Source organism: Christiangramia flava JLT2011 (assembly GCF_001951155.1).
In the GTDB taxonomy this organism is placed as follows: Bacteria; Bacteroidota; Bacteroidia; order Flavobacteriales; family Flavobacteriaceae; genus Christiangramia; species Christiangramia flava.
In genome coordinates this window covers 928143-939786 of the sequence record NZ_CP016359.1, presented here as the reverse complement: position 1 = coordinate 939786, position 11644 = coordinate 928143, and the positions used below count along the sequence as shown (strand labels likewise).

Genomic DNA, 11644 nt, shown 5'->3' with positions numbered 1-11644 from the left:
CAGTTTGGATGCTTTTTTGTAATATTAATTAAAATTGAATAAAATTTGAAGGCTTCTTCCTCTTTTGTTTTTACTACTGGAACGATCGGTTATCCGCTGCTTTTCGTGTTGCTGATCTGGATCGTCTTCTGGGTAGAGGTTCGTTTTCATGTAAGCCTGAATTCCTTTGGTGTTATGCCTCGGGAGTGGGTGGGTTTGCGAGGTATTTTGTTCTCGCCTTTTATTCATGGAGATATCAAGCATCTTTTCAATAATACCATTCCGTTATTCATCCTGTCACTGGCCCTTTTTTATTTTTACAGGCCCGTAAGCTGGAAAGTGTTGCTCATCGGGATGCTTTCTACCGGGTTACTCACCTGGTTAATAGGGCGGCCTGCCAATCATATCGGTGCTAGCGGTATCATTTACCTGCTTGCTGCATTTCTTTTCTTTAAAGGAATTTTTTCCAAACATTACAGGTTGGTAGCCCTCTCGATGATCGTGGTGTTTGTGTATGGAGGCCTGGTTTGGTATGTCACACCTATTGATCCAGAAATTTCCTGGGAAGGACATCTCTCGGGTTTGATCAGTGGTTTAGCTCTGGCATTTATCTTCAGGAAAGATGTGGCAAAACCTCCCAAATTTGAATGGGAAAAGCCCGATTATGAGGAAGAGAATGACCCTTTTATGAGGCACTTTGATGAAAATGGTAATTTTATTGAAAACCTGCCGGAAGAAACAGAAGACCCGGAATACCATTATATCTATAAGCCTGATGATAAAAACTGATCAGATCCTTTGTCTCACTGCTTCATAAAGTATGGCTCCGCAGGCAACTGAAACGTTCAGTGATGCAATTTCTCCTAACATGGGTAAACTGGCTTTTTGGTTGGCTGATTTCAGAATGGAATTAGACACGCCTTTAGCTTCATTTCCCATCACGATCGCGGTTGGCTTTTTCAGGTCGATATCGTAAATCGACTGGTCGGTTTTTTCCGTGGCGGCTACGACCTGAATATCATAAGTCTGTAAATGGAACAAGGCGTCTTTTATGTGGTTGACACGTGCAATAGGAACGCGGAAGACCGCGCCTGCTGAAGTTTTGATGGTATCTGCGTTTACCGGTGCGGCGCCGGTTGTAGGAATGATGATTCCGGAGACACCACAACATTCTGCGGTACGAATGATCGCACCAAAATTCCGTACGTCGGTTAGCCCGTCTAAAAGAAGGTATAGCGGGTTTCCTTCTTTATTTCGTTCTACCAATTCTTCGAGGCTTATATACTGAATAGGGGAAATATTGGCTATCACGCCCTGGTGATTGCCTTTGGATAATTTGTTCAGTTTTTCAACGGGAACATAAGAGATGTTGAAATCGCCCGATTTAAGGTGGCGATTGAGTTCCTGAAATAAGTTGCCAGAAAGACCTTTTTGAATAAAGATCTTTTCAATGGTTTCTCCGCTTTCGATCGCTTCAATAACCGCTCTGATGCCAAATATCCTTGTTGTATTTTCCATGGCCCAAAGGTACTCATATTCCAGAAGTACGGAAATAAAAAAACCACCCCGAAGGGTGGTTTAAAAATTTATGTTATCGGGGATTAGTTAACGTCCCAGAAAATTTTAGTGTAAAGATCATCAGATCCACCGATATTCTGTACGGCCGCCTCGTAGTTAGCTCTGTTTAGAGCAACTTCGTCTACCGGGTAGAATACTCTGGTTGGAACTGGAAGATCGGTAAGCGCAGAATTTACTAGGAAATCTGGCTCATCAAGTCTTCTGTACTCAGTCCATCCTTCGAATCCTCTGTTGTAAAGAGCGATCCATTTTTGAGTTCCGATTAATTCTTTCCAGTTAGCTGAATCGTAAGCTACTCCTGGTTGAGCAAGATATGCATCAGCCTCTTCCTGAGTTCCGTTGTAGAACATGATGTTGGCAGCTACAGCAGCTTCGTAGTGTTCCTGAGCATCTCCTGAGATAAATCCTCTTTCAACAGCTTCAGCTAAGAAAAACTCAACTTCGAAGTACTGAAGGATTGCTCCAGGATAAGTAGGATCAAATACAATGTAATCAGCAGGATGAGAGAAGTTAGCGTAAGAGTTGTTTGCCCCAATAGGACCTCCAACGTACTCTCCATCACCTGTCATTGTAAAGAAATCATCGATACGAGGATCATCTACAGATAATAGGTAATCTACTGAAGTTTTACCAGCTACGTAATCTCCAAAACGTCCTGAAAGTTCAAAAGTTGAGAAGATTGGGTTGGTATTTGGTGAAGCTCCTTCGTAATAGATAATAGCACTGTCATCTGAAGATTCCATCACACCAGCATCGTAAGCTGAACTTACTGTGCTAGAAGCAAGGCTTTCATCATAATCAGCAATTCTCATACCTAAACGCAATTGAAGAGAAGCAGCGAATTTAGCCCACTTTGAAGTGTCTCCACCGTAATAAATATCAGCAGCTCCCCAAGAAGCACCTCCGTTAGAAAGCGTGGCAACATCAGCACTTACACGGCTGATAAGGTCCTGGTAAATTGTAAATGCATCATCATAAGCAGGAGTGATATTGTCTACCACGTTCAATGCTTCAGAGTAAGGTACATCACCGTTAAGGTCTACTAGTGTTTGCATAGAGTACACCTCAATCACATCGATGATAGCTAATTGGTTTGCCTTTACTGCTTCAGAAGTGAAGTTATCAGCAGCGATAGCTTCTCTAGAAGATGCAAGGTCATTAAGGATCGTGTTATATACTCTTGCCCAGAAACCTGCAGATGGGTCACGACCAATGATGTCATAGTTCGCTTCATCGTTATAAGTGGTTTCTGTCCAGTGCTGAGTCCAAAGTTTCATTAGGTTTCGTCCTACAGAAATCTCTGTCATCAGATCTCCAAGAGCTTTTTCAGCATTTGTGAAAGTCACATCTGGTGTCACTTCCTCCGCCTCTTTTGGATTCTTGTTATAATCGGTAATGTCATCAGTACAACTAACCACTGACAGGCCGATCATAAGACTTAAAATTAGTAACTTTTTCATTATAGTTTATGTTTTTTAGAATTGTAATTGAACGCTAAGTCCGTACTCTCTAACAGATGGATAAGCACCAATCTGGAATCCTTGTACGTTACCGGCACCGAATGAATCTTCTGGATCAGCGTATGGAAGATCCTTGTCGATAATCCAAAGGTTTCTACCAGTTGCGGTGAACTTCACTCCAGTGAAAGGAAGAGTTTCAACAACTTCTGATGGAAGGCTGTAAGATAGGGTAGCTTCTCTTAGTTTTACGTAAGAAGCGTCGTATACGAACTGAGCATCAGGAGCGTTACCATAACGTCCAAGTGGGTTAGCGTAAGTAGCCATATCAGCTCTAACAGTATTTGTTGAACCATCTGCCTGTACACCATCAAGAATGATACCACCACTATCAGGTCCGTCAGTTACTGGATCCCTTTTTGGGTTTCCTAGGTCGTTAAGACCAGCTGTTTCTGGATAAAGTCCTGTAGCCATACCGAAGTAAAGGTCACCAGTAAAGATGCTACCACCTTCCTGTACGTCGATAAGGAAACTAAGATTCCAGTTTTTATAGCTGAACATGTTCTGAATACCAGCTTTGAAATCTGGGTTGATGTCACCAATGATTTCCTGTCTTGAAGTAGTCTTAGCATAAAGACCGTCTTCTCTTACCAATCTTTGACCATCTACATACTGGTAGTCTGTACCTTTGATAACACCGTAAGGCTCTCCTAGAGCAGCGTTCAATGTTACTCCAAAGAATGAGTTAACAAGAAGGTTTTCTGTATCACCAAACAACTTAGTTACTTTACTTTCGTAAGTAGAGTAGTTAGCGTTGATCTTCCATTCGAAATCTTCTGTTTTAATTGGAGAACCGAAAACATTCAATTCAAGACCTTTGTTTTCAACAACACCAGAGTTTACAACTTTAGTGTTGAAACCTGTTGCGTAAGATACCTGTACCGGAGTGATCAGGTTATCAGTCTCTTTCTTGTAAACCGAAGCGTCAAATCCGAAACGACCACTGAACCATGAAGTTTCAAGACCAATTTCCAATTCTTTTGTGCGCTCTTCAGTTAAGTTAGGGTTGTTAGCCTGAGAAGGGTTAGAGTATAAAGGCACTCCGTTAAAACCTGCTCCTGCTTCGAAAGTATTTTGTAGCTGGTATGCTTCTGCTCCGTTACCAACTTCACCATAACCAGCTCTCAATTTACCGTAAGTTAGCGCATTGCTATCGAACAGGTTAGAGAAGATAATACTGGTAGAGATTGCTGGATAATTGAAAGCGTTTTGCCCATCAGCCAAAGTAGAGAATGTATCTCTTCTCAACGATCCTTCCAGGAAGAATGTATTGTCATAATCGATACTTGCAGTTCCGAAGAGACCCAGAACACGAATATCCTGTTCTGATTCACCAGGGAAGTTGATTGGGTTAGCAGAGTTGCTCAAAGTGTACAGACCTTCGAAAACCAAACCTCCGTTAGTTGATGCAGCGATGGAATTTAAAGTAGTTTGTCTGTAATTAGTACCAAGAGTAGCATTCAAACCGAAATCACCGAAGTCTTGATCGAAATTCAAGAATAAATCGTAGTTGAATTCAGCGAAGTTGATATTTCTTCTTGTATAGTTAGCGATATCAACACTACCTACGTTGTTTCTTTCCTCGCGAATAGTACTGTAGCTGTCTACAGATACACGTCCTTGAACATCAAACCAGTCTGTGAATTCGTAACCAAGAGTGGTGTAACCGAACAACCTGTTTCTTTCATCGTTGTTATAGTTCTCATAACGAGTGAAATATGGGTTATCCCAGTAGATTGGATCTAAGTTATCCGGACCGTAAGGGTTCCATGTGATGTTTCTTCCAGTTGAGAAGTAAGCATCTCTCTGAGCAGCAAGGTCAGTATTAACTGCCCACCACTGGCGGAAGTTTGTCATTAAGTTTTCAGCATCATAACCAGTTCCGTAACGACCAAGACCATTTGTTTTCGTGTAAATAGCTTTGGCGCTCGCAGTCAACTTATCTGTGATATTCAAAGTACCAGAAAAATCAAGAGTGTTCCTGTTGATTTCAGAATTTGGCATAATACCAGTCTGGTTCAATCTTGTGTAACTAATTCTAGTGCTTCCTTGCTCCCCTCCAGTTGTAACAGATACGTTTTCGATATCTGTATAAGAAGTCTGGAAAATGTAAGAAGGATCGTTTGCTCCAGCCACATAAGGCATTGCCTGTTGGTAAGTATCTAAAGCAGGATACAATGATTCCCATCCGTATACCAATAGGTTTGGATCAAAGGCGCTACCGTAAGATGCATCTTCAGTTGTAGGAACTACAAGATCTGCATCGCCGTCGCCATTGATATCTCCTGAAAGGAAACCTGCACCAGGACCAGATCCATAGTAAGGACCGTATCCTTGCCCATATTCTTTCTGATATTTAGCGAAAGTGTCTGGGTCATATTTTCCAACAGTTACAGAAGTATTAACGGTTACGCCAATACCTTTAGATTTTGAACCTTTTTTAGTGGTGATGATTACCGCACCGTTAGCCGCACGAGAACCATAAAGAGCAGTCGCAGCAGCACCTTTCAGTACGTTTACGCTAGCGATGTCATCAGGGTTGATGTCAGAAGCAGCGTTACCGTAGTCATACCCATTTCCACCTGTAGACTGAGAACCAGTGTTAAAAGTGGAGTTGTTTACCGGCACCCCATCAATTACGAAAAGCGCCTGGTTGTTTCCTGAAATAGAAGAATAACCACGAATAATTACGTTGGTAGAACCACCAATAGACGAACTCTTTTTAATGTCAAGACCAGAAATCTTACCAGAAAGAGAGTTTACGAAGTTTCCTTCTTTTGCCGTGTTAACCTGGTCACCAGCAACTTCCTGAGTTGCATAACCAAGAGATTTCTTTTCTCTTGAGATACCAAGGGCGGTTACAACAACTTCATCTAATTGTGCTGAATCTGACTGCATGGTCACATCCAAAGTTGTTGAACTTCCAACGGTAACTTCTGTGGTCTCAAGACCAACAAAAGAAAATACCAATACATCACCCTGGCTGGCTTCGATAGAATAGTTTCCATCAAAGTCAGTTTGAGTACCAGTAGTGGTTCCCTTAATTAAAACGTTTACTGCAGGTAGTGGGAGTCCGTCAGAATCCGTCACCGTACCAGTAATCGTTTGTTCTTGTGCAAATGTTAGCTGCACAACAAACGCCAGTAATAGCGTTAAAATACTACTAAACTTTGTTTTCATTTTAAAATTTGTTTGAATTAGCCGTCGCCAAAAGTGGTAATAAATGGTTAATAAAACAAGTTTTTATTTTTAAAAAATAGGGTGTAGTATAAATTTTTTGTTAAAAAACAGTTTTTTCATTGATAAATTCTCAATTCGCGAATTCAGGCCTCAATTAAATGATGATTTTTGAAAGCTGAATGGAAATTAGAATTTGCCTCCAGGTAGCGTGATAATTGGGAGGGCTATATAATAAGGTATAGTGTTTTGTAGGATTCATTGCTAAGCTTGTTGGCTAAAGTGATGAAAAATAATAATCTAGGTATTTGATTATTATGGATTTATTTCTACCTTTGCAGACCCTTAAAAAGAGGGGAGTAAATTTTATTAATAATTAGTGTATAGGAAATTATGCCAACAATTTCACAATTAGTACGAAAAGGAAGAGCCAAAATTACCAAGAAGAGTAAATCGGCTGCTTTGGATTCGTGCCCTCAAAGGAGAGGGGTTTGTACACGTGTGTACACTACCACTCCTAAGAAGCCAAACTCTGCGATGCGTAAAGTTGCAAGGGTGAGGTTGACTAACGGTAAAGAGGTGAATGCCTACATTCCGGGAGAGGGTCACAATCTTCAAGAGCATTCGATAGTATTGGTTAGAGGTGGAAGGGTGAAGGATTTGCCTGGTGTTAGATACCACATCGTTCGTGGTGCGCTAGATACTGCCGGAGTAGAAGGTAGAACTCAGCGTAGATCTAAATACGGAGCAAAGCGCCCTAAGAAGTAATTAAAAACTTTTAATGTAAAGAAATGAGAAAAAGACAGGCAAAGAAAAGACCTCTTTTACCAGATCCTAAGTTTAACGATCAGCTTGTTACACGTTTTGTGAACATGATGATGTGGGATGGTAAAAAATCGGTTGCCTTTAGAATTTTCTACGATGCGATTGATATCGTAGAATCAAAAAAACAAGACGAAGAGAAGTCAGGTTTGGAGATCTGGAAAGATGCTCTTTCAAATGTGATGCCTCACGTAGAAGTGAGATCTAGACGTGTTGGGGGTGCTACATTCCAAATCCCAATGCAAATTCGTCCAGATCGTAAAGTGTCAACAGCAATGAAGTGGTTAATTAGTTTTGCTCGTAAGAGAAACGAAAAATCTATGGCTGCTAAATTAGCTGCTGAAGTTCTTGCTGCTGCCAAAGAAGAAGGTGCTGCGGTTAAGAAAAGAGTTGATACTCACAAGATGGCTGAAGCTAACAAAGCATTCTCTCACTTTAGATTCTAAAAAAACAACATGGCACAAAGAGATTTAAAATTTACTAGAAATATAGGTATCGCGGCTCATATTGATGCGGGTAAAACCACAACAACTGAGCGTATCCTTTATTATACAGGTATCAGTCACAAGATTGGTGAGGTGCACGATGGTGCGGCTACTATGGACTGGATGGAGCAGGAGCAGGAACGTGGTATTACCATTACTTCTGCTGCAACTCATTGTACCTGGCCTTACAGAGATCAAGAATATACTGTAAATATTATTGATACTCCTGGTCACGTTGATTTTACTGTGGAAGTAGAGCGTTCATTGCGTGTACTTGATGGAGTGGTTGCCTTATTTTCGGCAGTAGACGGGGTGGAGCCTCAGTCTGAAACTGTTTGGAGGCAGGCAGATAAATATCGTGTTCCACGTCTAGGTTTTGTGAACAAGATGGACCGTCAGGGTGCTGATTTCTTCAATGTTTGCCGTCAGGTTAAAGAAATGTTGGGAGGAAATCCAGTGCCGCTTCAGGTTCCAATTGGTGACGAAGCTGATTTTAAAGGTGTGGTTGATCTTATTTCTAAGAAAGCGATCATCTGGAATGATGAAGACATGGGTATGACCTATGATACTATCGATATTCCGGAAGAACTAAAAGCTGATGTAGATAAGTATCGTACTGAGCTTGTAGAAGCGGTTGCTGAATATGACGAGGCTTTGATGGAAAAATTCTTCGAAGACGAAGATTCTATCACTGAAGATGAGATCATTGCTGCCCTTCGTGCTGCTACTATCGATATGTCTATTATCCCAATGATGTGTGGTTCGGCATTTAAAAATAAAGGAGTTCAGGCAATGCTTGACGCAGTAATGCGTTACCTTCCTTCTCCTGTAGATGTTGAAGCTATTCAGGGAACAAATCCTGATACTGGTGAAGAAGAAAGCCGTAAGCCGAATGTGGATTCTCCATTTTCTGCGCTTGCGTTTAAGATTGCTACCGATCCTTTCGTTGGTCGTTTGGCATTCTTCCGTGCGTACTCAGGTACTCTAGACGCTGGTTCTTATGTATTGAATGTACGTTCGGGTAAGAAAGAGCGTATTTCTAGAATTTACCAGATGCACTCTAACAAACAAGAGCCTATCGATAAGATTGAGGCTGGAGATATTGGTGCAGCTGTTGGATTTAAAGATATTAAGACCGGTGATACGCTTACTGATCTTAACCACCCAATCGTTCTTGAGTCTATGACCTTCCCTGCGCCGGTAATCGGTATCGCTGTGGAGCCTAAGACTAAGGCTGATGTGGAGAAGATGGGTATGGCTCTTGGTAAGTTAGCTGAAGAGGATCCTACTTTTACTGTTAAGACTGATGAAGCTTCAGGTCAAACAATTATCTCTGGTATGGGTGAGCTTCACCTGGAGATCATTATCGACCGTATGAAACGTGAATTCAAGGTCGAAGTAAATGTTGGTGAGCCTCAGGTAGAGTACAAAGAAGCAATCACTAAGAATGCTGATCACAGAGAGGTTTACAAGAAACAGTCTGGTGGTCGTGGTAAGTTTGCCGATATTATTTTCGAAATGGGACCTGTAGATGCTGATTTTGAAGGAGAGGGTCTTCAGTTCGTAGACGAAATTAAAGGTGGACGTATCCCTAAAGAATTTGTTCCTTCTGTACAGAAAGGATTCCAGGAGGCTATGAAAAATGGTCCTCTTGCAGGATTTACAATGGACTCTTTAAAAGTTGTCCTTAAAGATGGATCTTTCCACCCTGTGGATTCCGATCAATTATCTTTCGAATTGGCTGCGAAGATGGGTTACAAAGCATCTGCCAAGAAAGCTGGTGCCGTAATTCTTGAGCCAATCATGAAAGTAGAAGTTGTTACTCCGGAAGAAAACATGGGAGATATTGTAGGTGACCTTAACAGAAGAAGAGGTCAGGTTAACAATATGAGTGACAGATCTGGTGCGAAGGTAATCAAAGCTGAAGTGCCACTTTCAGAAATGTTCGGTTATGTAACTACATTAAGAACACTTTCTTCAGGTCGTGCAACTTCAACTATGGAATTCTCTCACTACGCTGAAACTCCTTCAAATATTTCTGAAGAAGTTATCAAAGCGGCTAAAGGAGGAGTTAACGAATAATCTTAGGAAAATGAGTCAAAAAATTAGAATAAAACTGAAATCCTACGATCACAACCTGGTAGACAAGTCTGCTGAAAAGATCGTGAAAACCGTAAAAACTACGGGAGCTGTTGTTACCGGTCCTATTCCGTTGCCAACAAACAAGAAGATCTTTACTGTACTTCGTTCACCTCACGTGAACAAGAAATCAAGAGAGCAGTTTGAGCTTAGTTCTTACAAAAGACTTCTTGATATCTACAGTTCTTCTTCAAAAACGATCGATGCGTTGATGAAGCTGGAATTGCCAAGTGGTGTGGAAGTAGAGATTAAAGTGTGATAAAACAATATCCGGAAGCTTCGGCTTCCGGTTAACATGTCCGGCGCTTCGAGCAAAGGAAAAACGGTGAAAGATACAATTCAAGGCTGAAATGTATTTTTCGGCCTTAATTTTTGAGAATAAATAAAAACAATTAATAATTAATTAAGTATGTCTGGGTTAATAGGAAAAAAGATCGGCATGACTAGCATTTTCGACGAGAATGGGAAAAACATCCCTTGTACCGTGATCGAAGCTGGGCCATGCGTGGTTACCCAAGTCAGAACCAATGAGGTTGACGGGTACGAAGCACTTCAACTTGGTTTCGATGACGTAAAGACTGCAAATAAAGCTGCCGCTGGGCACGCCAAAAAAGCAGGAACCGTTGCAAAACGTAAGGTCGTTGAATTCCAGGGATTTGATGGTGATTTTAAACTAGGTGATGCGATCACCGTAGAACAGTTTAAAGAAGGTGAATTTGTTGACATTAGTGGCGTTTCCAAAGGAAAAGGCTTCCAGGGTGTTGTAAAAAGACACGGTTTTGGAGGTGTTGGACAGGCTACCCACGGGCAACATAACCGTTTAAGAGCTCCTGGTTCTATTGGTGCAGCTTCTTATCCTGCGAGAGTATTCAAAGGAATGAAGATGGCCGGAAGAATGGGTGGCGAAAATGTAAAAGTTGAAAACCTTAGAGTTTTAAAAATTGTGGCAGACAAGAATCTTCTTGTAGTAAAAGGATGTGTTCCTGGTCACAAAAACTCTTACGTAATCATCAGTAAGTAATGGAAATAGCAGTTTTAGATATTAAAGGAAAAGAAACAGGCAGAAAAGCAAAGCTTTCTGATGCTGTTTTCGCTATAGAGCCAAACGAACATGCAGTATACCTTGATGTAAAGCAATACCTTGCAAATCAGCGTCAGGGAACTCATAAGGCTAAAGAAAGAGCTGAAATTGCGGGATCTACTCGTAAGATCAAGAAGCAGAAAGGTACTGGTACCGCTCGTGCAGGTAGCATTAAGTCTCCTGTGTTTAGAGGTGGTGGACGTATTTTTGGTCCTAGACCAAAGGATTACAGCTTCAAACTGAACAAGAACCTGAAGCGTCTTGCCAGAAAATCAGCGCTTTCTATGAAAGCAAACGATAAGTCAATTATCGTAGTAGAGGATTTTTCATTCGATACACCAAAGACCAAGAATTTTATCGAAGTTCTTCAGTCTCTGGGGATTGAGTCTAAAAAATCATTGATTGTGTTGGGTGACTCAAATAAAAACGTATATTTGTCGTCGCGCAATTTGAAGACCTCTGAAGTCGTAAATAGCTCAGAATTAAGTACTTACAAAATTCTTAATGCTAACAACATCGTCTTTCTTGAAGGTTCTTTAGAAGGAATTGAGTCGAAATTAAGTTAATAAACGTTATGAGCATCTTAATTAAACCTGTTATTACAGAAAAAGCAACTGCAGATAGCGAAATGAATAATCGTTTCACATTTGTGGTTAGTAACAAGGCGAATAAGATTCAGATCAAAGAAGCGATCGAATCGGCTTATGGCGTTTCTGTTACTAAAGTTCGAACTATTAATGTCCGCCCGGATCGCAAGACCAGATATACAAAATCTGGTATGATCACTGGTAAAACTAGTGCTTTCAAAAAAGCAGTAGTACAGGTGGCGGAAGGTGAAACTATTGATTTATACAGTAATCTTTAAG

The 11644-nt window shown here is 41.0% G+C and carries 11 protein-coding genes; 8 read left to right on the top strand and 3 right to left on the bottom strand.

Annotation, left to right across the window (positions count from 1 at the left end):
* Window positions 1–45: 45 nt before the first annotated feature.
* Complete coding sequence (locus tag GRFL_RS03940) at window positions 46–768, top strand: rhomboid family intramembrane serine protease (protein ID WP_083643393.1); 723 nt, start codon at window positions 46–48, stop codon at window positions 766–768.
* Here the strand turns inward: GRFL_RS03940 and rlmB are convergent, their stop codons facing one another.
* The 3 genes from rlmB to GRFL_RS03925 form a co-directional block, all read right to left on the bottom strand.
* Window positions 769–1497 carry a 23S rRNA (guanosine(2251)-2'-O)-methyltransferase RlmB gene (rlmB, locus tag GRFL_RS03935; protein WP_083643392.1) on the bottom strand — a complete coding sequence of 243 codons (729 nt, stop codon included), beginning with the start codon at window positions 1495–1497 and terminating at the stop codon, window positions 769–771.
* 83 nt (window positions 1498–1580) lie between these two features.
* Window positions 1581–3017, bottom strand: a complete 1437-nt coding sequence (locus GRFL_RS03930) for a SusD/RagB family nutrient-binding outer membrane lipoprotein (protein ID WP_083643391.1) — start codon at window positions 3015–3017, stop codon at window positions 1581–1583.
* A gap of 15 nt (window positions 3018–3032) precedes the next feature.
* The gene (locus tag GRFL_RS03925) at window positions 3033–6254 is read right to left on the bottom strand and encodes a SusC/RagA family TonB-linked outer membrane protein (RefSeq protein ID WP_083643390.1); all 3222 of its coding nucleotides are present in this window, start codon (window positions 6252–6254) and stop codon (window positions 3033–3035) included.
* 390 nt (window positions 6255–6644) lie between these two features.
* Between GRFL_RS03925 and rpsL the strand changes: the two genes are divergently transcribed.
* The 7 genes from rpsL (at window position 6645) to rplW (ending at window position 11643) form a co-directional block, all read left to right on the top strand.
* On the top strand, window positions 6645–7019 hold the full coding sequence (gene rpsL, locus GRFL_RS03920; protein WP_010230128.1) for a 30S ribosomal protein S12: 375 nt from the start codon (window positions 6645–6647) through the stop codon (window positions 7017–7019).
* A gap of 23 nt (window positions 7020–7042) precedes the next feature.
* Complete coding sequence (gene rpsG / locus GRFL_RS03915; RefSeq protein ID WP_083643389.1) at window positions 7043–7519, top strand: 30S ribosomal protein S7; 477 nt, start codon at window positions 7043–7045, stop codon at window positions 7517–7519.
* 9 nt (window positions 7520–7528) lie between these two features.
* Window positions 7529–9640 carry an elongation factor G gene (gene fusA, locus GRFL_RS03910; RefSeq protein WP_083643388.1) on the top strand — a complete coding sequence of 704 codons (2112 nt, stop codon included), beginning with the start codon at window positions 7529–7531 and terminating at the stop codon, window positions 9638–9640.
* A gap of 10 nt (window positions 9641–9650) precedes the next feature.
* On the top strand, window positions 9651–9956 hold the full coding sequence (rpsJ, locus tag GRFL_RS03905) for a 30S ribosomal protein S10 (RefSeq protein ID WP_010519396.1): 306 nt from the start codon (window positions 9651–9653) through the stop codon (window positions 9954–9956).
* A gap of 150 nt (window positions 9957–10106) precedes the next feature.
* The gene (rplC, locus tag GRFL_RS03900) at window positions 10107–10718 is read left to right on the top strand and encodes a 50S ribosomal protein L3 (RefSeq protein ID WP_083643387.1); all 612 of its coding nucleotides are present in this window, start codon (window positions 10107–10109) and stop codon (window positions 10716–10718) included.
* A complete protein-coding gene (rplD, locus tag GRFL_RS03895; protein ID WP_083643386.1) occupies window positions 10718–11344 on the top strand; it encodes a 50S ribosomal protein L4 in 627 nt (208 codons plus the stop codon). The genes rplC and rplD overlap by 1 nt, the downstream gene beginning before the upstream one ends.
* An 8-nt stretch (window positions 11345–11352) precedes the next feature.
* On the top strand, window positions 11353–11643 hold the full coding sequence (gene rplW / locus GRFL_RS03890; protein ID WP_083643385.1) for a 50S ribosomal protein L23: 291 nt from the start codon (window positions 11353–11355) through the stop codon (window positions 11641–11643).
* The last annotated feature ends 1 nt before the right edge of the window (window position 11644 follow it).

Bases quoted from the DNA above. Each gene is read 5' to 3' on its own strand.
- rlmB (WP_083643392.1), bottom strand. From the start codon at position 1,497: ATGGAAAATACAACAAGGATATTTGGCATCAGAGCGGTTATTGAAGCG.
- GRFL_RS03930 (WP_083643391.1), bottom strand. From the start codon at position 3,017: ATGAAAAAGTTACTAATTTTAAGTCTTATGATCGGCCTGTCAGTGGTT.
- GRFL_RS03925 (WP_083643390.1), bottom strand. From the start codon at position 6,254: ATGAAAACAAAGTTTAGTAGTATTTTAACGCTATTACTGGCGTTTGTT.
- rpsL (WP_010230128.1), top strand. From the start codon at position 6,645: ATGCCAACAATTTCACAATTAGTACGAAAAGGAAGAGCCAAAATTACC.
- rpsG (WP_083643389.1), top strand. From the start codon at position 7,043: ATGAGAAAAAGACAGGCAAAGAAAAGACCTCTTTTACCAGATCCTAAG.
- fusA (WP_083643388.1), top strand. From the start codon at position 7,529: ATGGCACAAAGAGATTTAAAATTTACTAGAAATATAGGTATCGCGGCT.
- rpsJ (WP_010519396.1), top strand. From the start codon at position 9,651: ATGAGTCAAAAAATTAGAATAAAACTGAAATCCTACGATCACAACCTG.
- rplC (WP_083643387.1), top strand. From the start codon at position 10,107: ATGTCTGGGTTAATAGGAAAAAAGATCGGCATGACTAGCATTTTCGAC.
- rplD (WP_083643386.1), top strand. From the start codon at position 10,718: ATGGAAATAGCAGTTTTAGATATTAAAGGAAAAGAAACAGGCAGAAAA.
- rplW (WP_083643385.1), top strand. From the start codon at position 11,353: ATGAGCATCTTAATTAAACCTGTTATTACAGAAAAAGCAACTGCAGAT.